At 73.5% G+C, this 25,780-nt stretch carries 28 protein-coding genes and 1 riboswitch; of the genes, 11 read left to right on the top strand and 17 right to left on the bottom strand.

What is annotated here, in order from left to right:
- Positions 1 to 18: 18 nt before the first annotated feature.
- The 6 genes from C1701_RS04280 to C1701_RS04255 all read right to left on the bottom strand — a co-directional run bounded on the left by C1701_RS04280 (position 19) and on the right by C1701_RS04255 (position 5,347).
- Positions 19 to 798, bottom strand: coding sequence for an ABC transporter permease (locus C1701_RS04280; protein WP_026418423.1), 780 nt, complete (start codon positions 796 to 798; stop codon positions 19 to 21).
- Positions 795 to 1,637: an ABC transporter permease gene (locus C1701_RS04275; protein ID WP_026418424.1), complete on the bottom strand. Its 843-nt coding sequence runs from the start codon at positions 1,635 to 1,637 to the stop codon at positions 795 to 797. The genes C1701_RS04280 and C1701_RS04275 overlap by 4 nt, the downstream gene beginning before the upstream one ends.
- Complete coding sequence (locus C1701_RS04270; protein ID WP_051313820.1) at positions 1,634 to 2,650, bottom strand: ABC transporter substrate-binding protein; 1,017 nt, start codon at positions 2,648 to 2,650, stop codon at positions 1,634 to 1,636. Before C1701_RS04270 ends, C1701_RS04275 begins: the two co-directional genes overlap by 4 nt.
- 65 nt (positions 2,651 to 2,715) lie before the next feature.
- On the bottom strand, positions 2,716 to 3,588 hold the full coding sequence (locus tag C1701_RS04265) for a VOC family protein (RefSeq protein ID WP_051712809.1): 873 nt from the start codon (positions 3,586 to 3,588) through the stop codon (positions 2,716 to 2,718).
- A 241-nt stretch (positions 3,589 to 3,829) separates the two neighbouring features.
- Positions 3,830 to 3,941, bottom strand: a riboswitch (SAM riboswitch).
- Positions 3,942 to 4,048: 107 nt separating this feature from the next.
- Positions 4,049 to 4,513, bottom strand: a complete 465-nt coding sequence (locus tag C1701_RS04260) for a PaaI family thioesterase (RefSeq protein WP_211237500.1) — start codon at positions 4,511 to 4,513, stop codon at positions 4,049 to 4,051.
- A gap of 279 nt (positions 4,514 to 4,792) precedes the next feature.
- Entirely contained in the window at positions 4,793 to 5,347 is a 555-nt protein-coding gene (locus tag C1701_RS04255) for a hypothetical protein (protein ID WP_103056966.1), read from the bottom strand.
- Positions 5,348 to 5,662: 315 nt separating this feature from the next.
- Here C1701_RS04255 and C1701_RS04250 point away from each other — a divergent pair, with 315 nt between their 5' ends.
- The gene (locus tag C1701_RS04250; RefSeq protein WP_337662136.1) at positions 5,663 to 6,622 is read left to right on the top strand and encodes a FecCD family ABC transporter permease; all 960 of its coding nucleotides are present in this window, start codon (positions 5,663 to 5,665) and stop codon (positions 6,620 to 6,622) included.
- Complete coding sequence (locus C1701_RS04245) at positions 6,619 to 7,728, top strand: FecCD family ABC transporter permease (protein ID WP_103055575.1); 1,110 nt, start codon at positions 6,619 to 6,621, stop codon at positions 7,726 to 7,728. Before C1701_RS04250 ends, C1701_RS04245 begins: the two co-directional genes overlap by 4 nt.
- A 62-nt stretch (positions 7,729 to 7,790) precedes the next feature.
- Here the strand turns inward: C1701_RS04245 and C1701_RS04240 are convergent, their stop codons facing one another.
- Both C1701_RS04240 and C1701_RS04235 read right to left on the bottom strand, forming a co-directional pair.
- Positions 7,791 to 8,840: an ABC transporter substrate-binding protein gene (locus tag C1701_RS04240; protein ID WP_337662135.1), complete on the bottom strand. Its 1,050-nt coding sequence runs from the start codon at positions 8,838 to 8,840 to the stop codon at positions 7,791 to 7,793.
- Positions 8,841 to 8,986: 146 nt separating this feature from the next.
- The gene (locus C1701_RS04235; RefSeq protein ID WP_026418430.1) at positions 8,987 to 9,847 is read right to left on the bottom strand and encodes a (2Fe-2S)-binding protein; all 861 of its coding nucleotides are present in this window, start codon (positions 9,845 to 9,847) and stop codon (positions 8,987 to 8,989) included.
- 392 nt (positions 9,848 to 10,239) lie between these two features.
- On the opposite strand from C1701_RS04235, the gene C1701_RS04230 reads away from it, so the two are divergent.
- Positions 10,240 to 10,497, top strand: a complete 258-nt coding sequence (locus C1701_RS04230; RefSeq protein ID WP_026418431.1) for a hypothetical protein — start codon at positions 10,240 to 10,242, stop codon at positions 10,495 to 10,497.
- A gap of 132 nt (positions 10,498 to 10,629) precedes the next feature.
- Here the strand turns inward: C1701_RS04230 and C1701_RS27120 are convergent, their stop codons facing one another.
- Both C1701_RS27120 and C1701_RS04225 read right to left on the bottom strand, forming a co-directional pair.
- Complete coding sequence (locus C1701_RS27120; protein ID WP_155886090.1) at positions 10,630 to 10,785, bottom strand: hypothetical protein; 156 nt, start codon at positions 10,783 to 10,785, stop codon at positions 10,630 to 10,632.
- A gap of 418 nt (positions 10,786 to 11,203) precedes the next feature.
- The gene (locus tag C1701_RS04225; RefSeq protein ID WP_051313822.1) at positions 11,204 to 11,533 is read right to left on the bottom strand and encodes a hypothetical protein; all 330 of its coding nucleotides are present in this window, start codon (positions 11,531 to 11,533) and stop codon (positions 11,204 to 11,206) included.
- A gap of 246 nt (positions 11,534 to 11,779) precedes the next feature.
- On the opposite strand from C1701_RS04225, the gene C1701_RS27115 reads away from it, so the two are divergent.
- From C1701_RS27115 to C1701_RS04215, 3 genes are all read left to right on the top strand, one after another.
- The gene (locus C1701_RS27115; protein WP_016700496.1) at positions 11,780 to 12,337 is read left to right on the top strand and encodes an AbrB family transcriptional regulator; all 558 of its coding nucleotides are present in this window, start codon (positions 11,780 to 11,782) and stop codon (positions 12,335 to 12,337) included.
- Complete coding sequence (locus C1701_RS27110) at positions 12,334 to 12,879, top strand: AbrB family transcriptional regulator (protein ID WP_337662134.1); 546 nt, start codon at positions 12,334 to 12,336, stop codon at positions 12,877 to 12,879. The genes C1701_RS27115 and C1701_RS27110 overlap by 4 nt, the downstream gene beginning before the upstream one ends.
- Positions 12,880 to 12,980: 101 nt before the next feature.
- The gene (locus C1701_RS04215) at positions 12,981 to 13,778 is read left to right on the top strand and encodes a hypothetical protein (RefSeq protein ID WP_103055573.1); all 798 of its coding nucleotides are present in this window, start codon (positions 12,981 to 12,983) and stop codon (positions 13,776 to 13,778) included.
- A gap of 65 nt (positions 13,779 to 13,843) precedes the next feature.
- Here C1701_RS04215 and C1701_RS04210 read toward each other — a convergent pair whose 3' ends face one another.
- The 4 genes from C1701_RS04210 to C1701_RS04195 all read right to left on the bottom strand — a co-directional run bounded on the left by C1701_RS04210 (position 13,844) and on the right by C1701_RS04195 (position 16,799).
- Entirely contained in the window at positions 13,844 to 15,046 is a 1,203-nt protein-coding gene (locus C1701_RS04210; RefSeq protein WP_081715356.1) for a nitric oxide synthase oxygenase, read from the bottom strand.
- Positions 15,047 to 15,240: 194 nt separating this feature from the next.
- Positions 15,241 to 15,639, bottom strand: a complete 399-nt coding sequence (locus C1701_RS04205; protein ID WP_026418432.1) for a PPOX class F420-dependent oxidoreductase — start codon at positions 15,637 to 15,639, stop codon at positions 15,241 to 15,243.
- Between the two features lie 216 nt (positions 15,640 to 15,855).
- Complete coding sequence (locus C1701_RS04200; RefSeq protein WP_026418433.1) at positions 15,856 to 16,611, bottom strand: peptidoglycan recognition protein family protein; 756 nt, start codon at positions 16,609 to 16,611, stop codon at positions 15,856 to 15,858.
- Positions 16,608 to 16,799 (bottom strand): twin-arginine translocation signal domain-containing protein, encoded by a 192-nt coding sequence (locus C1701_RS04195; protein WP_155886091.1) that lies wholly within the window; start codon positions 16,797 to 16,799, stop codon positions 16,608 to 16,610. The genes C1701_RS04200 and C1701_RS04195 overlap by 4 nt, the downstream gene beginning before the upstream one ends.
- 502 nt (positions 16,800 to 17,301) lie before the next feature.
- Between C1701_RS04195 and C1701_RS04190 the strand changes: the two genes are divergently transcribed.
- Together C1701_RS04190 and C1701_RS04185 are read left to right on the top strand one after the other, a co-directional pair.
- Positions 17,302 to 18,792 carry an MFS transporter gene (locus C1701_RS04190; RefSeq protein WP_030225746.1) on the top strand — a complete coding sequence of 497 codons (1,491 nt, stop codon included), beginning with the start codon at positions 17,302 to 17,304 and terminating at the stop codon, positions 18,790 to 18,792.
- A gap of 159 nt (positions 18,793 to 18,951) precedes the next feature.
- Entirely contained in the window at positions 18,952 to 19,698 is a 747-nt protein-coding gene (locus C1701_RS04185; RefSeq protein ID WP_103055572.1) for an N-acetyltransferase, read from the top strand.
- 34 nt (positions 19,699 to 19,732) lie between these two features.
- Here C1701_RS04185 and C1701_RS04180 read toward each other — a convergent pair whose 3' ends face one another.
- Positions 19,733 to 20,770 carry an NAD(P)-dependent alcohol dehydrogenase gene (locus tag C1701_RS04180; RefSeq protein ID WP_026418436.1) on the bottom strand — a complete coding sequence of 346 codons (1,038 nt, stop codon included), beginning with the start codon at positions 20,768 to 20,770 and terminating at the stop codon, positions 19,733 to 19,735.
- 271 nt (positions 20,771 to 21,041) lie between these two features.
- Between C1701_RS04180 and C1701_RS04175 the strand changes: the two genes are divergently transcribed.
- Complete coding sequence (locus C1701_RS04175) at positions 21,042 to 22,070, top strand: iron-containing redox enzyme family protein (RefSeq protein ID WP_103055571.1); 1,029 nt, start codon at positions 21,042 to 21,044, stop codon at positions 22,068 to 22,070.
- Positions 22,071 to 22,384: 314 nt separating this feature from the next.
- Here the strand turns inward: C1701_RS04175 and C1701_RS04170 are convergent, their stop codons facing one another.
- Together C1701_RS04170 and C1701_RS04165 are read right to left on the bottom strand one after the other, a co-directional pair.
- Complete coding sequence (locus tag C1701_RS04170) at positions 22,385 to 22,630, bottom strand: CDGSH iron-sulfur domain-containing protein (RefSeq protein WP_030106531.1); 246 nt, start codon at positions 22,628 to 22,630, stop codon at positions 22,385 to 22,387.
- Positions 22,631 to 22,822: 192 nt separating this feature from the next.
- Positions 22,823 to 23,500 carry an MBL fold metallo-hydrolase gene (locus C1701_RS04165; protein WP_026418439.1) on the bottom strand — a complete coding sequence of 226 codons (678 nt, stop codon included), beginning with the start codon at positions 23,498 to 23,500 and terminating at the stop codon, positions 22,823 to 22,825.
- 267 nt (positions 23,501 to 23,767) lie between these two features.
- Here C1701_RS04165 and C1701_RS04160 point away from each other — a divergent pair, with 267 nt between their 5' ends.
- The gene (locus tag C1701_RS04160; protein WP_337662133.1) at positions 23,768 to 25,090 is read left to right on the top strand and encodes an acyltransferase family protein; all 1,323 of its coding nucleotides are present in this window, start codon (positions 23,768 to 23,770) and stop codon (positions 25,088 to 25,090) included.
- A gap of 268 nt (positions 25,091 to 25,358) precedes the next feature.
- Positions 25,359 to 25,739 carry a VOC family protein gene (locus C1701_RS04155; RefSeq protein WP_026418440.1) on the top strand — a complete coding sequence of 127 codons (381 nt, stop codon included), beginning with the start codon at positions 25,359 to 25,361 and terminating at the stop codon, positions 25,737 to 25,739.
- The last annotated feature ends 41 nt before the right edge of the window (positions 25,740 to 25,780 follow it).

Genomic DNA, 25,780 nt, shown 5'->3' with positions numbered 1-25,780 from the left:
CCTTCCTCCGCCGTGGCCTCAGCGGGCCGAGGCGGTGTCGGCACGGGCGCCGGCGTGCCACCGCAGCAGCCGCCGCTCGACCAGGGTGAACACCAGGTTGACCAGGTAGCCCAGCACGCCGAGCAGGATGATGCCCGTCCACATGTCGAGGATGCGGAAGCCGCGCTGGGCGTCGAGCACGAAGAAGCCGATGCCGCTGGTGCTCGCCACCATCTCGCTGGTGACCATCAGGATCAGGGCCAGCGACAGGCTGGTCCTGGCACCGGCCATGATCTGCGGGGCCGCCGAGGGCAGGACCACCGACAGCAGCCTCCTGGCCCCGCTGACCTGGTACATCCGGGCGGTGTCCGCCAACGTGTGGTCCAGGCCGCGCACCCCGTCGATGGTGTTGAGCAACACCGGCCACAGGCACACCAACGCGATGATCGCGACCTTCATCAGGTCGCCGATGCCGAAGACCAGCAGCGCGAACGGCAACAGGGCGGTCGCCGGGATCGCGCGCAGGAACTCCACGATCGGCTCCGTGGCGCGCCGCCACGACGCGGACAGCCCCAGCAGCAGGCCCAGCCCCACCCCGGCGACGACCGCGATGCCGAAACCGGCGCCCAGCCGCCACAGGCTGGGCACGGCGTCGGTGACGAACCGGTCGAACAGCCACACCTCGACGAAGCGGTCCATGATGTCCCGCAGCGACGGGAAGTAGTAGGACTCGGTGCCCAGCGAGCCGAACCACCACGCGGCCAGCACCGCCGCCGTCGTCACCACGGGCAGTAGCACCCGCACCCACCGGCCGGTCACGCGACGGCCTCCCGGTGGGAGGGATGCCAGTGCAGCACCCGGCGCTCCACGGCGCGGAACGCCGCGTTCAGGCCCCAGCCGAGCAGGCCGGTGGCGATGATGAGCGCGTACATGCGGTCGGGGGCGCCCGCGGAGCGAGCGAGGTTGATCGCGCCGCCCAGCCCGGGGACGCCGATGACGAGTTCCGCCGTGACCGCCAGGATCAACGCCGTCGCCGACGCGATCCGCAGGCCCGTGGCCAGGTAGGGCACCGCCGCCGGCAGCACGATCCACCGCAGCACGCCGAACCGGCCCAGCCGGAACGCCCGCCCGGTGTCCCGGGCCACCGGATCGGTGTCGCGGACGCCGTAGATCACCGGGATCAGCAGCTGCCAGAAGGCCGCGAAGGCCGCGAGGAACACCTTGCTGGCCGCGCCCGTGCCGATCGCGAGCACGACGAGCGGGATCAGGGCCACCGACGGGATCGGCCGGAGGAACTCCACGATCGGCCGGACCGCCGTGTACAGCAGGGGAACCGTCCCCAGCGCCAGCCCCACCGGCACCGCCAACAACACGGCGATGCCCAGCCCGGCGCCCCAGCCCTGGAGCGTCTGGCCGACCGACACCCAGAACGAGGGGTCGACGACCTGCCCGGCGAGGGCGACGAACATCTCGCTGGCCGGTGGGAAGTAGCGCGTGGGCAGCACTCCGAGCCGCGAGACCAGCTCGGCGAGCAGGAGCACGCCGAGCACCGTCACCGCGGGCAGCGCCGCGCCGGGCAGCCGGGGTCGTCCCGACCGCCCGTCGCGGGTGCCGGGGCCCGCGTGCTCGGGGCGGGTGGTGGTCGTGGGTGGTGTCATCGGCCCGTTTCCGAGGTGTTGGCGCCCGGGGCCACCAAATCGTCGGCGTTGGGCTGCTCACTGATCAGCCCGTACCGCTCGGTCAGCTCCAGGTAGGTGCGCAGCGAGTCCACGTCCATGCCCGGCTGGAACACCGGGAGCAGCATGTCCTGGGCCTGTTCGGCCGGGATGCCGAGGCTTTCGGTCAGGACCCGCCTCGTCTCGTCCGGGTTGTCGGTGGCGAACTCCTTGGCCCGGTCCATCGCCCGGGAGAACCTCTCGATGACCTCGGTGTTCTCGGCGGCGTACTGCCGGTTCGTCACCAGGTAGCCCAGTTGGGCGTCGGGCGTGGCCTCCACGAAGTTGGACAGCACCGGGCGGGCGCCGTCCTCCTCTGCCAGGCTCAGGTGCGGTTCCAGCTGCCAGATGGCGTCGACCTCGCCGGCGAACAGGGCCGCGTTCATGTCCGGGTAGGGCATCTCGACGAAGTCGAGGCCGGAGACGTCCACACCCCTGTTCTCCAACGCGGCCTTGATCGTCACCTCGCCGATGTTGTTCAGCCCGTTGACCGCGATCGTCGTGCCCGCCAGGTCCGCCGCGTCCTGGATGGGGCTGTCACCGGCCACCAGGATCCGGGAGATGTCCTGGTCCGGGTCGCTCCCCGTCCCGGTGGTGTTGGTGACGGCCTGGAGCGGCAGCCCCTCGCCGGCGGCGACGGCCAGCGACACGGTGTTGGAGTGCCCGAACTGGTAGTCGCCTCGGACGACGCCGGGGATGATCGCCCCGCCGCTGTCCGCCAACGTGATGTCGACGTCCAGGTCCTCCTCCTCGAAGAAGCCCTGTTCCTCGGCGAGGTAGATGGAGGCGGCGTCCGGGGTGGGGATGGTGGCCACCGACAGGGAGGTCGGGCCGTCGCCGTCCCCGGCCGTGTCCCCGCCGCCGCAGGCCGCCGCGAGCAGGGCCGTCGCGAGAACGCCGGCGATACCCAGCCGGGCACGGCCCGAACGGGGGTGGCGCTGTGGTCGCATCGTCATCTGGAACCTCTCGAAGGGCGTCACGCCGGAGGGGCGTGGTGGGTGGTCGGGTGCCCGGGCCGGGGTCAGCGGTCCCGGGACGGCGCCGGCTGGCGGATCGTCAACCGGGTGTGCTCGCCGAAGAGGGCCGGTGGGAGGGTGAGCAGGACGGCGGGGGAGGCCGGGTCGGCCTCGACGGCCCGCCACGCCGCACCGGCCGAGGCCAGCGCCCGCCGAGTCCTGCCGAGGTCGGTGCTGGTCAGCTCGACCGAGGCGAGTCCAACGCTCCGGTGCGCCGAGGCGTCCTCGACGGTGTGGGCCGGTGCCCCCGTCAACCGGGGCAGCGAGTCGGCGTACCAGCGGGCCGGGGCCGAGCCCGGTCCCGGCATGCCGATGGTCAGCTCGCCGACGCCGTGCACCGCGTTGGGGTGCTCGGGTGGTTCGCCGCTGGTGGGTGAGGCTCCGTCCCACCGGATGAGGAACGGGTAGGGGCCGTCCATCCCGACACGCTCGGGGAAGAACAGCTCCCAGGACACCCGCTCACCGCCCGGGGTGGTGCGGCTCATCGACAGCCGGTGCGGCTCCGCGCGCTCCGGGGCGGCCAGCGACCCACCGTCCACGGGGGTGTTGGGGGGCAGCCGCAGCGCGTACCCGACCCAGCCGCCGCCGTCGCGGGACAACGCGCGGACCGTGCTCCGACCCAGGTCGCTCGCGGAGGCCTCCTCCGGATCGGTGACGGAGATCAGCTCCAGGTACTGCCCGTCGAGCACGACCAGGGCGTTCTCGGTGCCGTGCCCCGGGTGCCGGCCGCCGGGCCGGGCGTCGAAGCCCAGCGACCGGAGGTACTCGGTGGCGGAGGGCAGGTCGGCGACCGCGAGCACGAGGTGGTCGAGCACCACGGGCCCGGGCAGCGGGGAGGGCAGTCGAAGAGCGAACGGGGTGGCGTTGTCACCGGACATGGTGGGGCTCCAGGGCGGCCGTCGGGGTCAGCTGGGTGCACCATCGCCTCCCGGCGCCGTGACGGCCCGGGAGACGCCACCGACGGGGTCCGTCGGTGGCGGCTCTACCTCAGGGAGCTGCAGACGAGACCGAAGTCCACGTAGATGCGGCCGTAGAGGAGGTCCCCGACCGTCGCGGCGGCGATCGCCCGCGGGTCCGAGTGCTTCATCCGTTCCTCCACTGGCCGGGCGCTTCCGCCCTGGTCCGCACTTGCCACGACTGCTCGGGTGACCTGGTCGCTCACCCGGGGCACCCCACCGCGGCGGAGGGTTGCCAGCCAGCGAGCCGGGGCTTGGCGCTGGCACTCGTGACCACCAACGACACTAGCCACGAGATGCTTGATCCAACAACTTTCTATGACGCCGCTCACGGGTGCCGGCCGCCTTCGGCCGTCCCCTCGAGCGGCGTCGGTCCCGCTCGTCAGGAGCTGGCGCTCGCGGTGTGGTAGAGGCCGCGTCCACTGGCGACAAGCCGCCCTTGGCCGTCGTGCACGCGGGCCTCCGCCACGGCCAAGGTCCTGCCGAAGCGGACCACCTCGCCGACGGCGGTGAGGTCCTCGCCCCGCGACGCCGCCCGGTGGTAGTCCACCCGCATGTCCACGGTCGGGACGCCCCGCCCGAGGCGGGACACCAGCGCCCAGTCGGCCGTGAGGTCGACGATGGTGGCCAGGATGCCGCCGTGCGTGTAGCCGGCGTCCGGGTCGGCGACCCACTCGGGCCGCCAGGCGAAGGCCAACTCGATCCGGTCCTCGCCCACCGACAGCACCCGGAGCCCCAGCCACTCGTGGAACGGGCCCTGCCGGAGCAGGCGTTCCACCTCGGTGGGGTCCGTGGTCGGGCCGGTGCGTCGCGGGTGTTCGGAGGCCGTGTCGGCGCGGTCGGTCATGCGGCTCCTTCCAGGCGGCACGACGGGCGTCCCCGACCTGCGGGGCACCCGAGTTCGGGTCCACCACAGCAGACCGGGCGGGGGGTGGGTGGCGGCTGTGAGCGACGCCTCCCGGCGGCGCCACCCGCCGTGATCGCGGGACGTCGCCGCGTCACCCGGAGGCGGGCGGGACGCCCGGGCCACTCACGGACCCGTCGGGCGGTGCCCCGGGACAACGCCCCGGGGAGCCCACCGCATTCCCGCGCCCGTCCCGGGGGGCGGGAACGGTGCCGGCCGCGCCTACCGCCGCCGTTCCTGGGCCGCGGCCGTGCCGAACACCCGGGTGACCGCGGCCTCGCGCAGCCGCTCCAGCCGCGCCGCCTGGTCCAGCGACCGCCGCAGCAGCGCGTCGAGTCGCTCCGTCCCGGGCCCCGCCCCGGCCGGACCCGCGTCCTCGGCCACCGCGCGCAACGTCCGCCACGCGCTCGCCAGGGACGTCACCACCAGCAGCAGACCTTCCAGTTCCACCACCGTGCTCAACGGCGAGCGCCCGCGCAGCTGCCCGTTGAGCTTCAACCGGCCCGCCTTCTCGGCGGCCCACAGCGCCCAGGTCTTGTAGTGCGCGACCTCCACGTCCAGCAGTCGCATGGCGTCCGCCAACCGAGCGCGGTCCTCCGCCATCTCGTCGGCCAGCCGGTCCAGTTCCGGTCCGTCGGGGGAGGACACCTCGGCCTTCGCCAGCCGCCGGGCCAGCTCCACGGCGGCGGTCGCCCCGGCGAGGTGGTCGTTCAGGTAGATGGCCAGCAGCCTGGACCGCTGGTCCGGCGGTGCCGGCTGATCGCTCCGCTCGGTCATGGTCCCCTCCCGAGGGCCGGTGGCCCTGACGAACACGTGGCACCAGGGGGCTACCCGGTGCCGGTGCGCTCATACCGTCGGTGGCGGGGCAGGGGGTCGCCGAGTCGAGCCCGGGCGGCCGCCGACCACCCTGCGTAGTGAGGTTAGCCTTCCCTCAGCGTTCCCGGTGGATGTTCTCGCGAGCCCCCGGGGCGGACGGGAGGATCGGGTGCGCGGCGCGGAACACCGGCGGACAGGGCCGGGACGGCGGTGACGGTGTCGAGGAACCCGGCGACGCCCCGGAGCCGTGCCCGCCGCTCGTGGTCGCGAGCGGTCGTGATCCCGACCGCCGTGGTGCTCCTCGCCGTGTTGGCCAGCCTCGCCGTCGGGTCGGAGGCGCTCGCCGCCCGCGAGGTGTTCCTGGCGTTGTTCGTCGACGACGGCGGGCGGGCCAGGGTGATCGTCCACGAACTCCGCGTACCCCGGACCCTGCTCGCCGCGTCCGTCGGCGCCGCCCTGGGGATCGCGGGCGCGTTGATGCAGTCGCTCACCCGCAACCCGCTGGCCGATCCCGGCATCCTCGGCGTCAACGCTGGCGCGGCCGCGGGGGTCGCCGGCGCCGTCGTGCTGCTCGGGCTGCGCGACTACTCCTCCTACGTGTGGTTCGCCTTCCTGGGGGCGGGGGTGACCGCCGTCCTCGTCTACGCCATCGGCACCGCCGGAGCCAGTCCGGTCCGGCTCGCGCTGGCGGGCACCGCGATCGGCGCCGCCCTCACCGCCGCCACCCAGTCCCTGGTCCTGCTGCGGCCCGACGCCTTCGACGAGTTCCGGTTCTGGGCGGTCGGTGACCTCGCCGGCCGGGACCCGGCGGTCGTCCGCACGATGATCCCGTTCCTGCTCGTGGGGCTCGTCCTCGCGCTCGCGGTGGCGTCGTCGCTCAACACCCTGGTCCTCGGCGACGACGTCAGCCGGGCACTCGGCTCCAGGGCGGGGGCCACCCGGGCCGTCGTCGCCCTGGCCGTGCTGCTGCTCAGCGGGGCCGCGACGGCCGCCGCCGGACCGATCGCCTTCGTGGGGTTGGTCGTGCCGCACATCGCCCGATCGCTCCTCGGCAGTGACCACCGGTGGTCACTGCCGGGAGCCGGCCTGCTGGGCGCCGCCCTGGTGCTCGTCGCCGACGTGCTGGGACGGGTGGTGCTGCCGCACGGCGAGCTCCAGGTCGGCCTCGTGGTGACCGTCGTGGGCGCGCCCTTCTTCATCGCGCTGGTCCGACACCGGAGGATGCCCCGCCTGTGAGCACCAGGACCCCGGCCACCTCGGCCCCCCGCCGTGCCGACCGACCCGACCTGACCGGAACGGTGCTGGCCAGTCCGAGCGGGCGGTTCGCCGTGCGGGTGGTCGCACGGAACGTGCTGGTCGGTGCCGTGCTGGCCGGTGCGGTGGTCCTCGCGGCGCTCGCCTCGCTCGGCTACGGCGAGGCCGGCTACGGCCTGGCCGAGGTGGTGCGTGTGCTGGGAGGCGCGCCGGGACCGGCGGGCGCGGAGTTCGTCATCCTGACCTTGCGGCTGCCCCGGGTGCTGGCGGCCGTGCTGGTGGGCCTCGCGCTCGGGGTCAGCGGGGCCGTGGTGCAGTCCCTCACCCGCAACCCGCTGGGCAGCCCGGACGTGCTGGGCTTCACCACGGGAGCGGCGACCGGGGGGATCCTGCACATCACGCTCGTCGGCGGCACCGCGCTCGCCGTCGCCGGTGGCGCGGTGCTCGGTGGCGTGACGACGGCCCTCACGGTGTACCTGCTCGCCCACCGGGGTGGGGCGAGCGGCGCCCGGATCGTCCTCGTGGGTATCGGGGTGGCCGCGATCCTGGCCTCCGTCAACTCCTACCTGCTCATCCGGGCCGAGCTCGACGACGCCCACCGCGCCGCCGTGTGGCTCACCGGGAGCCTCAACGGCCGCACCTGGGACCAGGTGGCCATCGTCGCGGTCGCGGCCGTGCTGCTCGTCCCGGTGGCGGCCGCGCTGTCGCGGCGGATGAGCCTGGTCGAGATGGGCGACGACACGAGCAAGGGGCTGGGGGTCCCGGTGGAGGCGACCCGGCGCGCGCTCTTGGCGGTGGCCGTGGTGCTCGCCGCGACCGCCGTGGCGGTCGCCGGGCCGGTGGCCTTCGTCGCGCTCGCCGCTCCGCACCTGGCCCGGCTGGTCACGCGGTCCTCCGGGCCCTCGGTGCTGACGGCGGGGCTGGTCGGGGCGTTGCTGCTGACGGGCGGCGACCTGGCGGTCCGCTGGGTCTTCGCGCCCGTCGAACTCCCGGTCGGACTGGCGACCGGCGCGCTCGGCGGCGTCTACCTGACCTGGCTGCTGGCCTGGCGGTGGCGGCGGGAGGGGCGGCGGGGCGGCCGGCGCTGACCGGGCCGCCCCACCCGGCGGCGAGCCGGTCCAGCTCGGCCGGCCGGGGCACCGGCCGCGCCTCAGGCGAGGCGCTCGAGCACGTCCACCAGGTCGTCGATGACCCGGTGGGCGGCCGAGGTGCTGGCGCCGTCCCACCAGGTCGTCCGCGGCACCTCGAAGACGTTGCCGGCGCGCACCGCCGGCAGCCGTTCCCACAGGGTGCTCTCCGTGTAGGTGGTGAAGGTCGTGCTGACCTGGCCGCCCTCGAACGCCCCGCCGCCACCGAAGTAGATGATGGCGTCCGCGTCGTCCAGCCGGGAGACCTGTTCCAGGGAGACCGACGTGTAGGTCTCCCCCTCCGCCCCGGTGCTCGACTCGGTCCTGCGGACGCCGCAGTCGGTCAACACCTGGGACGAGAAGATCACCGAGTCGGTGACGATGCGCAGTTCGTCCGTGGTGAAGCGCAGCAGCGCGATCCTCGTCGTCCCGAGCACGTCGGCGTGGTCGAGGGCGACCCGGGCGGCGCGGTCCTCGTACTCGCGCACCCTCTCCTCCTGGGCCTCGGCGTGCCCGAGCAGGTCCGCGACCGCGCGGCAGCTCCGCCGCCACTCCACGCCGTCCCGCGAGTTCTCGTAGGCGACGACGGCCGTCAGCTCGGAGAGGGTCGCGTAGTGCTCCTCAAGGGACGCGATGTTGCCGATCACGAGGTCGGGCCGGAGCTGGGAGATGACCTCCAGGTTCACCTGGTTGAAGCCCAGGTGCTCGAAGTCCCGGTCGCCGCCGGGCAGGTACTCGGGGACGGCGACGTCCCCGTCGAGGGTGGCGGAGGCCACGAGGGGCGCGTCGTGCTCGAGCGCGACCTGCAGGGCCGTCACCGTGTCCAGGGTGATCACCCGTTGGGGCGAGAGCGGTATGTCGGTGCTCCCGAGCGGGTGGTCGACCCGACGGGTGCCCCCGGCGCCGTCGTCGCCCTCGGCCGGGGACGAGGAGGCCCCGCAGGCGCTCACCCCCCACACCAGGCCGGCGGCCCCGACACCGCCGAGGAAGCCCCGGCGGGACAGCTGCCCCCACGCCGTTCTCGGCCGGATCCGGTGGGGCGCGAACGGGGGAGCGGTGCGTGTCGTGGGCACGGGAGGACCTCCGGTGGTCGGTGTGGTGAACGGCCCCGCGCCGTCGGCGGGTGCGGACGGGCCGAGGGGCTGAGGTGGAGCGGGAAGCGCGGTGGGATGTCGTGACGGCGCACGGGCGCGGGAGCCCCTGCCGGCGATTCGCCCGATCAGGAGCCGAAGGCGACGGCCAGCCTCGGTCGGCGGAGCTCGTCACGTTCGAGGGGGCAGGTCACGCAGTAGCCGTGGTCGGCGTCGGCCTTGTAGTCGAAGCAGCAGGTGCCACGGACCGCCCAGAGCCCCTCGCACACGGTCGGGGGGAAGTCGATCATCCTGGGCATGGCGCGGCGGGGCGCTCCCGCCTCGATCACGGCGGCGGCGAGCCGGCTGGCCCGTGCCCACGCCCCCGTCATGTCCCTGCCCAGCCGGCGGGCCGGGTTGAGCATGTAGAAGTGCAGGCAGTCGATCACGTAACCCCACAGGGTGCGGACGCCGACCCGGGTGTGCCTGGCCAGGTCCTCGATCACCGGGCCGCAGGTGGCGACGAGCCCGGCGGCGGCGAACCGGTCGAGCGCGTCCTCGTCGGGCACGACGGCCGCGACGTCCGGGTGGCCGGCCGGCGCACCGCCGGGCAGCACCGCCACCCGTGGCGCGGCCACCAGGGGGGTCCCCGTCGCCCCGTCGGCGAGGACCGGGAACCACACCCCGTCCGGCCGGAGTTCGACGGCCCGCCCGGTCAGGTACACCCCCGCCGAGACCACGAACACGAGTTCGCGGAACAGGGACCGCATGTACCGCATCGCCGCCGGCTGCACCTGCGGGGGGAGGTTCCCGTCCGCGCGCAGCGCGTCGAAGACCGCGCGGACCTCGCCCGCCGCGAACTCCTCCGCGCTGAACCAGCGGCGCGCGGGCTCCGGGGCATCGTCCGGGCCGGGAGTCGGCGCGCTCCCGAACGCGGGCAGCGGGGCGAAGGTGAGCGGTGCGCAGGCGTCGAGCAGCCCTCGCACGGGTCCAGCCAGGTCGGTCGGCATGATCGTCCTCACGCTGTGACGCGGAGCGTCGGTCTTAGGTGAGGCTACCTTAATTCGCTCGTCCGGTTGAGCGCGCACTGGGCCGGGCGGTGCGGGCGGCACGGTGCCGGTGGGGGTTCTCGTCAGGCGGATCGGTGACCCGCCTCGTCACGTGCGGTACCCGAGGTGTCACCTGTTGGTCATGTTCGCGTGCTGGTGCGCGCCCAGGGGTCGGGCCATGATGGGAGGAGTTCCACGGTGGGCGGCGCGGTGGCCACCGTGCGAGGCGGTCCGCCCATCGGGTGGTCGGAGCGGCGCACGGCTGGCGAACCAGACCGTCGTGCACTAGATGTAGTGATGTACTGTTTGTTCGACACCAGATGTGCCCATGAGACAAGGGGTGTGAGGTTCAGATGAGAGTCACGCTGGATCCACACGCCGCGCCGAGGGTCGCCACCGACAGCGCTCTGGTGGTGCGCCTCCGGTTGCGCACCGAGTTGGCCGGGCTCTCGGCCAGGTACCGGGGACGGGACGCCCTGGAGGTCGAGCAGGCGGTCCGGGAGGTGTGGCGCCGCGTCGCCGGTGCGGAGATCGGCCCCGCCCAGTTGGCCGACGTCACCTCCGAGATCCAGCGCGGCGAGGCACCCGACGTCGTCATCTCCGCGAGCTGACCGGGCGGGGTGCCGGAACCGGCTGCCACCGCCCCTCGCGGTGCGGTGGTGGGACTCGCCCGAGACGAGCCCTGTCGCCGGGAGGCGTGAACCCCGGCGGCCTCCCGCGTTCGCCTCCCCCGTGGCCCGCGTTCAGCGCGTGGAGCCCTCCTGGGAGCCCCACTGCGCCGACTGCGTGATCCACTGCACCCTGCTGGGCGCCTCGTCGGGCACGCCGTGTTCGTCCTCGACCCAGATCCACACCTCTGGTGGATCACCGTCGGTGAGATCCCAACGCGCGGTGACCATGCTGTCCTCCTCCGACTTCCTCCACGACCCCACCACGGGGTCGTCCCACTGGGATGTCGTGGACGGCGCCGGCCACGCTCCCGTCGAGCACCGCGCCCGGTGCTCGGGCACGCTCCCGGCGGGCGGCGGACGCGGATGTGATCAGGACGAACCGTAGCGGCTCCACCCCGCGCGTCGCCGGCTCGATACCAGCTCGTCACCGACATTCCCGCCTGTGGGGGAAGGACCCGGTACCCCGGCATCCCCCGAACGGGCGGTCGTTCGCGCGACGGCTGCCGGGCGGTCCGCCGGTCGCCCCGAGAGGGCAGCAGCCTACGCTCGAGCGCCGGCCCGCTCACCGCCAGCCCGGGGACGAGCACGCTCGGTGTCCGTCCGCCGGGCCACTGGCCCCCGCGCCGCGCGCCGGCCTCCGGGCTCCTCAGCCGGTGGGCGGCCTGGCGGCCCCGCCGCCGGGCGAGGCGGTTCCTTCCTCCTGGGCCTGGGACCACAGTTCCCGCAGCATCGCGTCGAACCCGGGATCGGCGGCGACCGTCCTGGCGAGCGCGGAAGCGAGGTCCGCGATCCGCCCCTCGTCCTCGGGATCGGCGGCCGCCGCGTCCAACGACCCGGTCGCCCGGTCGTCGTCGCCGAAGCGAGCCCTGACCAGCCGGGCCAGGGCGGTCACGGCACTCTGGCCGCCGTCCGTCAGCCCACCCGTGGCCCGGTGAGCCACCGCGCTGGCCACGGATGCCAGATCCGGGTCGGTCACGTGAACTCCTTCATGGCTGTCGCCGCCCGGCGGCCCGCCGGAGCGACCGCCTCCTCGAGGGTAGCAATTCGGACACTCCGGATGCGCTGGTCAGCGGTGGGCGCGCGACCGGTGACCCTGCGTTTCGGGGTGTTCCATCTCACCGCCCTCACCCCGGATGCCAGGTGATTGCCGTGACACTCTTTCGGCTGACTAACCATCGGTCGGCGCTGGGGCCGGCCTCCAACTCGAAGGGGTGGTGCCGGGGTGGCCGGGGCGGACGAGGACACGGGTGCCGACGGCACCGGCGGTCGGGGAAGGGCACGCAGGCTCGCGGAGTCCGCGCGGTTCCTGGTGGGTGGAGCCGCCGGCGCGGCCCTGCTCGTGTTGTTGAACGTCCCGGCGGGCGCGCTGTTCGGCGCGGTGCTCGGCAGCGCCATGGTGAACGCGCGATGGCCGGGCAGGCAGGTCACGCGGTCGGTCCGGGTGGTCGGGCTGGTGCTGCTCGGCTGCGTGGTCGGCGCGCGGGTCGACGCGGAGAGCCTGAGCGCGCTGCTGGGTGTCCTGCTACCGGCGGCCATCGGGGTCCTCGTCCTCCTCCTCGTGGACGTCGGGCTCGCCCTGCTGCTGTCGCGGGGCTTCGGCCTCGACGTCCGGACAGCCCTGTTCGCCTGCGCCCCCGGCGGGTTCGGCGAGATGGTGGCCGCCGCGCAGGAGGTCGGGGCGAAGGTGGGGGTCGTCGTCGCCATCCACCTCGTCCGGGTGTTGATCGTCGTGCTCGGCGTGCTGCCGCTGCTCATCCTCGTCCTGGGAGTGCCCTCATGACCGTGCTCGCGCTCGTGGTCTGCGGCGCGGCCGGCGCCGGCCTGGCCAAGCTGCTGCGCATCCCGCTGTGGCCGCTCATCGGCGCCATCATCGGAGCGGCGGCCTTCCACACCCTCACCGGGGAACCCGCGCAGATCCCCCGGGGCATCGAGATCGCCGCCCAGGTCGTCATCGGTACCACGGTCGGTTCACAGCTGGGCAAGGACGTGTTCTCGGTGTTCCGCACCGTCCTCGTGCCCGGTCTCGTTGCCGTCCTGGTCATCATCGGGGTCGGGGTCGGGCTCGGTCTGCTGCTCAACGTGGTGTTCGGGGTGGACATCCTCGTCTCGATGTTCGGTATGGTGCCGGGCGGCGTCGGCGAGCTGGTGGCCACGGTGACCAGCCTCGGCGGCGACAGTTCGGTGGTCGCCGGCATGCACCTGGTCCGGCTGATGGTGGTGCTCAGCGCTCTGCCGCTGCTGATGACCCTGCTCGAACGCTGGCTCGGGCGGCGCGGTGGCGGGCGCGAGGGCACCGCCGACGGCGAGGGACCCACCGGCTGACACCGAGCCCGCCAGCGGGCCGGCTCGCCCGCCCGCGACCTCGCCCGGACGCCAGGACGGCACCCGCGCCGGGCGCACCGGCGAACCCCTGGGGAGGACCCGTGATCCAACTCGTCGCCGCGCCAGGGCGGCTCGCCACCGCCGTGGACCTGGCTCTCGACCGCGACCGGTACGACGCGGCCTCCGCCGCGCTGGCCCCGGAACGGGCTTCCGCCCGGGAGCTGGAGGGAGCCGACACCGTGCTCCTGGTGCCCCCGGCCGGGGAGACGTCGGACGACGACGGCGGCGCCGGCGTCCTGACGGCCGTGGTGGACGCGGCCCTCGCGGCCGGGGTCCGCCACGTGGTCTACCTGAGCGTGGCCGGTGCGCCGCTGTCGCCGCTGCGTTTCCACGCGGCCGTGGAGGAACGCCTCGACGCCAGCCCACTGGCCCACACGGTCCTTCGGCTCGGGATCGCGGCCGACGTGCTGGCACCGCTCATCCGGCGGGCCTCGGTGACGGGCGAACTGGTCACGCCGGCGGCGGCCGGGCGACTGGCGGCAGGAAGCCGCCGGGACTACGCGGAGGCGGCCGTCGTGGTGGCCGCCCAGTGCCCGGAGCACCGGGTCGTCGGGGAACTCACCGGCGCGTCCGCGTTCACCATGGACGACGTCGCCACCGAGATCGGTGCCGTCGCCGGGCGGAGCGTGGCGCACCGCCACGGCGAGGTGGCGGACGTCCTCGCGCTGCTGGCCGAGGAGGAGCTGCCGCCGGGCCCGGCGCAGGCGCTGGCGCGGCTGCTGGCCCTGCTGCCCTCCCAGGCGCTCGGCGTCGTCTCCCCGCACCTCGCTGGCCTGCTGCCGCGACCGCCGGCGACGGTGCGGGAGATCGTGCGGGACCTGCTCGTCGGACGTGCCTGACAGCGGAACGAGGGCGGCCGGCCGGAACGCCGTCCGACCGCCCCGCCTGGGCGCCTCAGGGCTGCTCAGGGCGCCTCGGCCACGCTGGGTGGGCGGGAGCCCAGGTACTGCCACAGCAGGGGCGGGGCCACCCCGTCCTCGGCGGACCGCTGGCCGGTCACCGGGCACCCGGGTCCGGTGCCCCGCAGCCCACGCTCCGAGGCCGCGTCGTCGACCACGAACTCCGGTCGCAGGTGGTCGGTGTCGTAGTAGCGGTGGAAGACCGGGGTGAGCGCGCCCGACATGGGGGGCACGATCCAGCTCCAGTCGGCGGGGCATCGGCGTCCCGCCTTCTCCTCCTTCTCCACGTGCTTGAGGAAGCGGCGGGACTCGGTGTGGTGGTCGGTGATCGTGACGCCGTGCCGCTCGAACGAGTGGAGGACGGCCCGGTTGACCTCGACCAGCGCGCGGTCGCGCCACAGCGTCCGCTCACCGCCGGTGTCCAGGCCCAACCGCTCGGCCACCTCGGGGAGCACGTCGTAGCGGTCGTGGTCGGCGAGGTTGCGGGCCCCGATCTCGGTGCCCATGTACCAGCCGTTGAACGGTGCGGTGGGGTAGGAGACGCCTCCGATCGACATCCGCATGTTGCTGATCGCGGGGACGGCGTGCCACCGCAGTCCGAGTTCGGCGAACCAGGGCAGCTCGGGGTGGCTCAGCGGTACCTCCGCCACCGCGTCCCGGGGGACGGGCGCGAGCACCGGCCCCTCCCCGGGGGTCTCCACCAGCAGTGGGAGCACGTCGAACGGGCCCTTCGGCTCCGGTGGGCGCCACCCGCGTTCGATCAACGAGGTGGTGAAGTCCACGTACCGGGGATCTCCCAGCACGGAGCCGTCGGAGAGCCGGTACCCCGCGTACCGCACGAGCTGCTCGTTCCAGATGAGCGGCGCGGGCGAGTCCGGGCGGTCGGGCGCGAAGACCGTCATGACGGGCCGGAGCCGCCCGCCGTTGTAGGCGGTGTGGAGGTGGCGTACGCACTGCTCGGCGATGTCCGCCGCCCGGTGGACCGAACGCATGTCCCGAACGCGGAGGCTGCGCCAGTACAGCCGCCCGATGCAGCGGGCGCTGTTGCGCCAGGCGACGCGGGCGCCGAACGCCAGTTCCGCCGAGGTGTGGTGGTAGGAGCCGGTGAGTTCGATCTCCGTCCGCACCCACCGGATCCGGGGTTCGACGGGACCGGCGTCGGGGTTCTCCCCGTGGAAGAGGCGCAGGAACTCCTCCGCCTCGTCCATGTCGACCGGGGCCGCCGGGGTCGGCGCCTCCACTCCCGTGGCGAGGTGCCCCGGTAACTGCCATGCGCCGTTGTCGGAAGTCACCTCAGGGAACCTATCGGTGAAATCCCCCGATCGCGAACACCCGACCGGAAATTACCTGCCGAGTTCGTTCACGGCGTGTGACAGCGGGAGGAGGCCCGGGACATCGTCCCTCACTCGACGTTCCACGCGTGCCAGTGGTCGATCTCCATCCACGCGCTGACCCGCGCCCGGTCCCGAACCGGATAGGCGTCCCCGCCGTAGTGCCGGGAGAGCCGGTCGATGTCGGCCAGGGTCGGGTCGTCCACCAGCTCGACGACGCGGCCACGCAGGCTGACGTGCCGGTACCAGCTCTCGCTGTCGAGCACGGTGAGCGAGACCGCCGGATCGGCGCGGAGGTGGCGCAGCCTACTGCGGCCGGCGTCCATGTTGAGCAACACCCGGCCCTTCTCCCACAGGTACCAGGTGGCCACCGAGACGGGGCCACCCTCCGGGCGCACGGTGGCCATCACGGCCGGTTGCGGTTTCTCGAGGAAGTCGACGAGGTGCTGGGGCAGTGGCGGTTTCGGCATCGAACGCCCTTCCGGTGCTCCCGCGTGGCGACGGCGGGGAGTCCCTGTTGACGGAACGTGGTCGTGACGCGCCCCGCGCGGGACGCGCCACGTGATCGATACCCCGTTCCGCCCGTGCCCGGCGAGAGCGACCGGCTGATGTCACCCGAAAGGCTGAGTGGCTGGTGGTGCCCGGGCCGGGACCGTCGGCTCACCCCCTCGGGGGGCCGCTGGCGATCAGAGCGGCGCGGTCCACGCCGCGTTCCAGGTCGCGGGACCGACGACGCCGTCGGCGGTCAACCCCTTCTCCCGCTGGAAGGCGAGGCAGACGTCCTTGGACGCCTGGCCGTAGGCCCCGTCCACCGTGATCGACCACCCGCGTTCGCTCATCCGCCCCTGCCAGGTGGACACGCTGGCGTGTCGGGTGATCGGCGGATACCTGAAGTACACCCCGGGCCAGCCCGGCGGGTTGCCCGGCCCACCGCCGCCTCCGCCCGGGTCGAGCGAACCGTCGCCGACCATTCCGTAGAGGATCTCGCCCGGGCACGACGTCGCGACGTGGTCCCGGTGGCCGGTGATGCCGTTCGCCGCGTTCCCGGTCGCCCGCAGCGTCTCGATCGCCGACCTGATCCCATTCACGAGTGCCGTGGGAACCGAGTCCGAGGAACCGATCAACGCGCAGACCGCGTACCAGTCCTGGTTTCCCGAATTCGATCCGTTGGCGGCGGTGCGGGTGTTCGTCCCCCGACCCGTGAAAACGTGGTCGTGCACGCACACCAGGTACGTGTAGGCGATGTCGGCCCACCCGTTCCCGTCCATGTGCTGGTTCTGGATACCGCGCACCTGGGCGGCGCAGTCGGCGTGGTCCTGCCTGGCCACCGAGCCGGCACCGACGTAGTGCACGGCCACGCCGCCGTTCTGCGGGGTGATGTTGGTGGATCTGTTCGTCCAGGCCCGGGCACCCCAGCCCGAGCGGCTCACGAAAGTCGTCACGGCTGGTACTCCCTGTCGCAGTCGACCCCGGCGTCGAGGGGTTCGCCGGTGGACGGGTCCGCCGTGGCGGCGGCACCCCGGTCCACGGCGATCGCGGTGGCGGGGACGAGCGCCAGTCCGGCCGTGGCGACGGCCGCGAGACCGGCCGCCCCCAGGAATCTTCGACGGTTCGTCGTATTCTCGGACACCACTGATCCTCCTCAGTGAAACAACTTGGATCTGGGTTGCGAGTAATGTGACTGACGTGTGGAACGGCGTTCGCGCACTATTCCGCGTTCTTTTCCGCCGTTATTCCTCGAAATGCTCCCGGAAGCAACGAAAGCGTACCCCGGCCTTCTGGGGCGATCAATGCTCGACTGGCGATGTCAGCATGTTTGTGAGAAACCTACAAGATCTCGGGTTCGTCGGTCGTCGACGACACCGCTCGGCGCTGGGCCGTCCGCCGTCGTGCGTTCTGCTCACCCGATCGTCCGAACGGTCCAGTGGACGCCCGCCCGCGGTGCGACTGGGGGGCTGGCGGGGCCGACCGAGCCGCACGGCGGGGCCGGGGCCGGACGGCGCCCCGTCTCGCCCCGCCCACCGGCCACCGGCCTCCCCGCGCCCGCTGCTCCGGGATCGGAGCGCACCACGGCAGGGCGGGGCCGACCGGCCCCGGGGTAGGTGCGTCCCCGGCCGGGGTAGTTCCGAAGGGTGCGACCAGAGCCGAGCCGCACCGGCGGCACCGACGAGCCCGACCCCCGACGCTGGCGAGCACTGGGCATCACCCTCGGCGCGGGCTTCATGGGGCTGCTCGACGTCAGCATCGTCAACGTCGCCCTGCCCTCCATCCAACGGGGGTTGGCGGCCTCCCCGGCCGACGTCCAGTGGGTCGTCTCCGGGTACGCCCTCACCTTCGGCCTCACCCTCGTCGCGGGCGGCCGGCTCGGCGACGCCGTCGGACGCCGGCGGATGTTCCTCATCGCCATCAGCGCCTTCGCGGTCACGAGCGCCCTCGCGGGCGCGGCGCACCACATCGCCGTGCTCGTCGCGGCCCGACTCCTCCAGGGAGCCGCCGCCGGACTGCTGACCCCGCAGAACACGGGCCTCATCCAGGACCTCTTCCGGGGACCGGAACGCGGTCGGGCCTTCGGGATGTTCGGGGCGACCGTGGGGATCTCCACCGCGGTGGGACCTGTCCTCGGCGGGGTCATCATCGGTCTCTTCGGCGCCGACACCGGATGGCGCTGGGTGTTCTACGTCAACGTGCCCATCGCCCTGCTCACGCTGGTGGCCGCGCTGCGCCTGCTGCCGAGGCACACCGGCCGCGGCGCGGTGGGACGGCGGCTCGACCTCGTCGGCGCCGCGCTGCTCGGCGTCGCGGTGTTCACGTTCCTCCTGCCGCTGGTCCAGGCCGAGGACGGCGGCCTGGCCCGCCTCTGGTGGCTCTTCGCCGTCTCGGCTCTCGCCCTCCTGCTCTTCCTCCGGTGGGAGCGGCGGGTCGCCGCCGCCGGCCGGCTCCCGCTGCTGGACCTCCGGCTGTTCACCGGAACCCCCGGCTACGCCACCGGCGTCGCCCTGGCCACCGTGTACTTCTGCGGCTTCAGCGGCATCTGGCTGGTGCTGGCGGTCTTCTTCCAGACCGGCCTCGGCTACTCGGCGCTGGAGTCGGGGCTCGCCGTCACCCCCTTCGCCCTCGGCTCGGCCGTGACCGCCGTGGTGGCGGGCCGACTCGTGCCCACCTGGGGGCGCCGCCTCACCGTGACGGGCCTGGTCCTGGTCGCGCTCGGCCTCGGCGCCGTCGCCCTGATCGCCCCGCTCGCCCCCACCGACCACCTGGCACTGGCGATGGCGGGTCCCCTGCTGGTGGCCGGCATCGGGGGAGGTGCGGTGATCTCACCCAACACCACGCTCACCCTCGAATGCGTCCCCGGCACCCTCGCCGGGGTTGCCGGGGGAGTGCTCCAGACCGGGCAGCGCATCGGCACCGCCATCGGGACGGCGGTGCTCTCGGCCGCCCTGCACGGCGCCGTGGGCACGGCGCGGGGCGGATGGCCGGTCGCGCTGTCCGTGGCGATGCTGTGCGCGGTCGCCTTCGTCCTGGCCGCACTGGTCCTCGCGGTGACCGAACTCCGGCAGCGCCGCCACCGCGCGTCCCCGACCGGCGGCCACCCCGAGGCGTGGCGGACCGGCACGAGTCGGTGAGCGGCCGCCGACCGGGATGGTTCCGCTCGCTCCAGCTCGGAGCCTCCCACCCACCCGGTCTCGCCCACCGCGCGCCCAGGGGACCATCGGACGGCGTGCCGTGCGGCGTCACCAACAATTCGGTGGACAGGGCCGGGTCGCTGTCCGCATCCTCGCGGGATGAACCTGCGTGCGGTGACCCTGGCCGAACGGCCCGAGCTCGAGTCGGTGTTGTGGAAACTGGACAGCGGGTGGCCGACGTTCATCGACTACGACCCGGTCACCACCTTCGTGGACCTGGCTGTCGACCGGTTCCCGGAGTTCCTCTTCATCGTGTTCGACGGGGACGACCCGGTCGCCAAGGTGCTCAGCGTTCCCTTCCACTGGAAGGGGAAGGACCCGGAGGAACTGCTCCCCGGCGGGTGGGACTGGGTCCTCAGCACCGCGTTCCTCCAGGACCGGGAGGGCATCACCCCGAACTCCGTCAGCGCCCTCGAGATCTCGATCCGCACGGACGCGCAGGGCAGGGGGCTGGCCCCCCGCCTGCTGGCGATGCTCGCGGACAACTGCCGGCGGCTCGGTTTCCACGACCTGGTAGCGCCCGTTCGGCCCACCCACAAGCACCTTCGGCCGCACATGGCGATGGACGAGTACGCCAGGGAGACGAGGGACGATGGCCTGCCCACCGACCCGTGGCTACGCGTGCACGCACGAGCGGGAGGACGACTGCTCCGAACCTGCCCCGCCTCCATGACGATCGCGGGCAACCTCCAGCAGTGGCGTGAGTGGACCGCGTTGCCGTTCGACAGCACCGGGAGTGTCGAGGTGCCGGGAGCCCTCGTCCCAGTCGACGTCAACCTCGACTGGGACCTCGCCGTTTACGTCGAGCCGAACGTCTGGGTGCACCACGCACTCGACCAGCGGTAACCCACCAACGGACCCCGACGCCGGCCCGGCCACGTCACCCACCCGGCACGATCACCCCTCGACCCCGGATGCGCCGAGCCCGCAGCCGCTCGTACACGGCCGGCGCCTCCTCCAACCCGTACCGTTCGACCTCGGCCTCAACCTGACCCGACCGCGCGAGGTCCAGCACCTCCAGCAGCTCCCCCCGACTGCCCCAGTACGGCGCGGTGACCGTCGTCTCGAACGGCAGGGTCCCGAACCCCACCTCCACGGACCCGCCCTCCACACCGACGAGCACCACGTCGCTCTCCACGCCGGCGCAGGCGGCGGCGATCGCGGCGGTCGCGGGCAGACCGACGAAGTCGAGCACCACGTCGGCGCCGCCCCCGGTCAGTTCGCGCACCGCCTCCGGCGCCCGCTGGTCGGAAGGGAAGACCACGTGCGCCCCCACCTCGCGGGCGAGTGCCATCTTCTCCTCACTGACGTCGAGCGCCACCACCCGCGCGGACGTCGTGGCGCGCAGGATCTGGATGCCCAGGTGCCCCAGACCACCGGCCCCGATCACCACCGCCGTGCTCCCGGGCACCAGCTTCGACGCCGACCGCGCGATGGCGTGGTACGGGGTGAGGCCGGCATCGGTCAGCGGCACCGCGCGCACCGGATCGAGGTCCCCGATCGGGACCAGGTGCCGGGGATCGTCCACCAACAGGTACTCGGCCAGCGCGCCGGGCGCGCCGAGACCAGGAGGTCGGATGCCCAACCGGTCCGCGCGCAGGCAGTAGTTCTCCTTCCCGACCGTGCACTTCCGGCAGGTGCCGCACCCCCACGGGCCGTACACCACGCAGGACTCGCCTTCGGTCACCCACTCCACGCCCGGTCCGACCGCCGCCACCACCCCGGCGCCCTCATGGCCCAGGGTCAACGGGAGCGGGTAGGGGTACTCGCTGGCCGACCAGTCCATGACGGTGATGTCCGAATGGCACACGCCGGCGGCGGTGACCCGCAGCAGCACCTCCCCGGGCCCGGGCTCGGGCGTCGGGACGTCGACCACCACCGGGGGAGCACCGATCTCCGTGTACTGAACCGCTCTCATCGCGACGACCTCCTCGGGGGCGACCACGCCGCTCGACCGCCCTTGCGCTGCTGGCCGGGTGTGGGATACCCGAGCCCTCCCGCCTCAACCGCGCCAGCCAGGAAGGGCAGACCCGCACCAGCCCGGGTCATCCCGTCCCGGGTCGGGTTGGGGCGCCGCCGCCCGGGTACCCCGAGCGGCGGAAGGGCCCGTTCGACGACGACGCGCCCCTCCCCGTTCCCGCCGCGCGTGGGAGCGAGCGAGGGGACGCCCGGGAACGCCAGGAGGAGACATGCGCCTTCCCCCAGCCAGGGGACCACTGAGCGCCGCGGTCATCGAGGTTCTGCGCCAGTCCCCCGCCGAGCGGGTCTCCCTCCCCCCACGGGGCGCCGCCACCGACGAACCGTGGCACGACGACGACCTCCAGCTCGCGTTGTGGGTCTGCTACGAGCTCCACTACCGGGGCTTCGAGGACGTGGACGACGGATGGGAGTGGAACCCCGCACTGCTGGGGTGGCGCGCGGGAGTCGAACGGGACTGGGAAACCGCCCTGCTCCCCTTCGCCCCCTTCTCGGAGCCCCCCGCCCCCAGGGACGTCCCCGCCGCCCTCCGCCAGCTGATCGCCGACTCCGACGGCCCACCGCTGGCCAGCTTCCTCCAGCGGGAGGCCACCCTCGAGCAGTTCCGCGAGTTCCTCATCCACCGGTCGGTCTACCACCTGAAGGAGGCGGACCCGCACAGTTGGGCCCTGCCGCGCCTGGACGGCCGCACCAAGGGTGCCCTGGTGGAGATCCAGGCGGACGAGTACGGCGGGGGGCACCCCGAGCGGATCCACGCCGAGCTGTTCAGGGTCACGATGCGTGAACTGGGCCTGTCCGACGCCTACGGCGCTTACGTCGACGAGGCGCCCGCCGTGATGCTCGCGGCGAGCAACCTGATGCACCTGTTCGGCCTCCACCGGCGCTGGCTCGGCGCCACCCTCGGCCACCTCGCCGCGTTCGAGATGACCTCGACCCTGCCGAACCGCCGGATCGGGGGCGGCCTGCGCAGGCTGGGCGGCTCGCCGGAGGCGGTCGAGTACTTCGACGAGCACGTGGAGGCGGACGCCGTGCACGAGCAGGTCGCGGCGAACGACCTGTGCGGGAGCCACGCCCTCGCCCGGCCGGACGCCGCTGGGGACATCCTCTTCGGCGCCGCCTGCTACCTGCGGCTGGAGGCGGAGTTCGGCGAGTTCGCCCTCAGCCGGTGGCGGCAGGGCGTCCCGACGCTGCGCTCGGCCTCGGGTGTGGGTCCGTACGCACCGGTCGCCGTCCACCCCTGACCCCGGGCCCGCACCGGGGCGCCCGGCGGAGCGACCGCTGGCTGACCAGCAGATCCCGTCGTGAGCCGCTCGCCCAGCGGCGGACCGGGAGGCCACGGCCGGGACGCGCCCCTTCCCGGCTGACGGGGCGCACGAGGCGCCCGGCCCGTGGAGCGCGCCAGACTCCCGGCCGCGCCGTTCGCGGCCCCACCCAGCCGGTGGCCAGAACCGTGACCAGCGCGCCGCGCCCGCCCCGGGCACGAACCCGTCAGACGGCGGGCCGCTGGCCCGTCAGGGGGAGTTGGGGTCGAGCACGCGGCGGGCTCGGCCGCCGGTCACCGACCCGGCGGCCGTTCGCGGTCCCCCGAGGCGCGGAACCGGGTCGAGTCGTGGGTGCCGTCGCAGAACGGCTTGATCGCCGACCGCCCACACCGGCACAACGCCACCGTCCGCCTGCCGGGTTCGATCCGTTCCCCCTCGGGGGTGAGCAACTCGTAGTCACCCCTGAGCAGCAACGGCCCGTCCACGCACGGCGTCACCGTCGCGGCGGGTCGTGGCCTCCTCGGCGCATCAGACGTCATGGCCAGGGAGTACCCGGTCTCGCGGCCGTCATCCCCGTCGCGCGGAGCGGCGGAACCCGCGCCGAGGACCGCGCTCGTGGAGCTCGGTCGGCCGGTGACCCCGACGACGCACCTCGTGATCCGGTTCGCACGTCCCGAATTCGGTCGCGGGCCACGCGGCCCGCTACCGGGCTGGCAGGAGGCGGGCCGGACTCACCAGCCCCGTTCCCTCCACTCCCCGAGTTTGGGGCGTTCCGCGCCGAGGGTGGTGTCGTCCCCGTGCCCCGGGTACACCCAGGTGTCGTCCGGCAGTACGTCGAAGATCCGCTGTTCGACGTCGGTGATCAGGGACCGGAAGTCGGCGGGCGACTGCGTCTTGCCGACCCCGCCCGGGAAGAGGGAGTCGCCGGTGAACAGGTGCGGGTGCCCCTCGGGGTCGCGGTAGAGCAGGGCGATCGATCCGGGCGTGTGGCCTCGGAGGTGGATGACCTCCAGCTCACACCGGCCGACGGGCAGGGTGTCCCCGTGCTCCAACAGGACGTCGGGCGGCACCGGCAGGTCAGCGGCGTCCTCCGGGTGCACGGCGGTGTCGACGCCGTAGGCCCCGGCCACCGCTCCCAGCGCCCGCCAGTGGTCGCGGTGCCGGTGGGTGGTGACGATGGTGCGCAGCCGTGCCCGGTCGTCGTCGTGGCCGATGAGGTCGGAGAGCCGCTCCGGGTCGTCGGCCGCGTCGATCAGGACGGCGTCACCGCTCTCCCGGCACCGGAGCAGGTAGGCGTTGTTGTCCATCGGGCCCACCGACACCTTGGTGATGACCAGGGCGGCGAGGGTGCGCACGGACTCGGCGCCCCCCGGTTCGACGTGACCCGTGTAGTCCTCTGAGCGCTCCACGAAGCCAAGCCTAACCACCGGCGTATTCCCGGCTGGCGGCGCGGCCACGTCGCGGGATCGGTCACAGCGCGTGGCCGGCGCACCGAGAGACGCCGCACATGCCCGGCTGTCTTCCTGGAAAGGATCATCCTCGGTCCGTACCGTTAACTCGGTGTGAGCGGTGACCGTCACAGCCCGTCGCCGCATCCGTTCCGTTCCACGGCAGCCGGGGCGCCACCCGTGCCCGTCGGCCGCCCCGACCCCAGGGGGCCCGTGCAGTACACCGGAGTGAAGACGACCAGGTCGCCGCGCCGCATCAGTTGGGATGTGCTGCGGGTCATCGCCGTGCTCGCGGTGGTGTTCCAACACGCGACCCACCAGGTCACCATCAACCACCCGGAGTTGGGCGACCCGCCCTTCCGGTTCTCGTTGCAGATCGGCGCGGCCACGCTGCTGACGATCTCGGCGTTCTTCGTCTGCGAGACGGTGCGCAGGGGCAACACCCCGCGGTGGTGGTGGAACCGGGTCGCCCGGCTGTTGCCGGCCTACGTGGTCGCGGTGCTGTTCACCTGGGCGGCCTTCGCCGCGCTCGCGCCGGCCGACTGGTACGTCCCCACGCCGTGGGACGTGGCCGGCAACCTGCTGCTCCTCCAGTCGTGGCTGCCGTCGGTGCACTACGTCGACGGCGCCTACTGGACGCTGCCCGTGCAGCTGATGGCCTTCACCGCCGCGGCGCTCCTCTGGCCCCGGGGGCGGTGGAACACCTGGCACGCGCCGGCCCTCATCTGGGCCGTCGTGCTCGTCCCCCTCGGGTTGCGCCTCCTCTACACGCCGGACAGCCCGCAGTGGTTCCGGTTGCTCTTCGACGGTCTCGGCCTCCACCGGGCGCACCTGTTCGCGGCTGGCGCCGCGATCTGGTTCTGGAGCCGTCGCCGGTTGGGTGGCTGGCACCTGACGGCGCTGCTGGGCGTGCTGTTGGTCGCCCACGAGGCGCACTCGGCGGACCTGGCGTCCACCGTCGCCTTCGGTGTGCTGCTGGTGTTGATCTCCCTGGCGGCCGGCGGCCCGGACTGGGACAACCCCGTCCTGATGACCTTCGCCAGGCCCATCCGCTGGATCGGCGGCATCTCCTTCGGCGTCTACCTGCTCAACCAGGAGGTCGGCTACCTGCTGTCCAGCGTGCTGCTGACCAGCGGTGTCACCAGCTCCTGGGTGCGGCTGGCCGCGGTGGTGGCCCAGGCCATCCTGCTGGGTTGGCTCCTGACCAAGCTCGTGGAACGTCCCGCGCACCGCTGGCTGACCCGCCGGTTGCCCGAACTGCTGCGCTCCTGGCGGGGTTCCTCCGGTCCCGCCCCGGTGCCGGCGGCCGAGGCCCCCGCGTCCGGCGGGCGCGCCGAGGCCGAGGGCTCCCGAACGGACCACCCGGGCAACGGGCTCGGTGGCGAGCACGAGCGACCGGGGCGGGGTGAGCCCACCCGGTCGGTTGACGACCTGGTGGAATCCGCCGTCACCCAGCGGGACGGAGCTGGGTCGCGACGGGCCGACGAGGGCGCGGGGCGGGCGGAGTCGGTGGGGCAGCGACTGGCTGGCCCTGGGTCGGACCGGGGCTGATCCCGGCCGACCCGCCGACCGCGGCCGCGAGGAGCGCCGCGTCGACCAGGGCCCGGGCGTGGTCGAGGACGGCTCACACCGGCCGGGGCCGGCTCGGGTCGTGCCCTGGGACGTCGAGGCCCGGCCGGCGCTGTGACCGGGAAGGGGCTCGAAATCCTCTCGCCGGCGCCGGGTCGGGTTGTTACGGTCGGCGCGAGATCATCCCGCCTCGGGGAGCCACGCACCCAACGCGGCCCCTCCGACCCCCGTCTCGAGAGCAGGTCCCGCCATGGCGTGTCGTATCAGCGAGATCGTCCTCGGTTGCCGCGATCCCGAGCTGCTGGCGCGGTTCTGGTGCGAGGTCCTGGACTTCGTCGTGCTCGACCGCGAGGACGGCGACATGGTGGAGATCGGGCCGCGCGAGGGTTTCGGCGGTCCGCAGCCGACGATCATCCTCAGCCGCCGGGACGAGCCGGAGCCGGGGAAGGCCCGGCTGCACATCGACGTCAACGCCACCGACCGCGACCAGGACGCCGAGCTCGAACGGCTGCTGGGGCTCGGTGCCCGTCCGGCTGATGTCGGCCAGACCGGCGAGGAGCCGTGGCATGTCCTGGCCGATCCGGAGGGCAACGAGTTCTGCCTGCTCAGGGCCCGCCTGGACCCGGTGTGATCCCTCGGCCGCACGGGCCTCCCCGACGCACCGCGGGTGCC

The sequence above is a fragment of the Actinoalloteichus sp. AHMU CJ021 genome, from assembly GCF_002895405.1.
Lineage (GTDB): Bacteria > Actinomycetota > Actinomycetes > Mycobacteriales > Pseudonocardiaceae > Actinoalloteichus_B > Actinoalloteichus_B caeruleus.
Note: the sequence above shows the minus strand (reverse complement) of the source record. Positions and strands in the feature narration are given on the sequence as shown.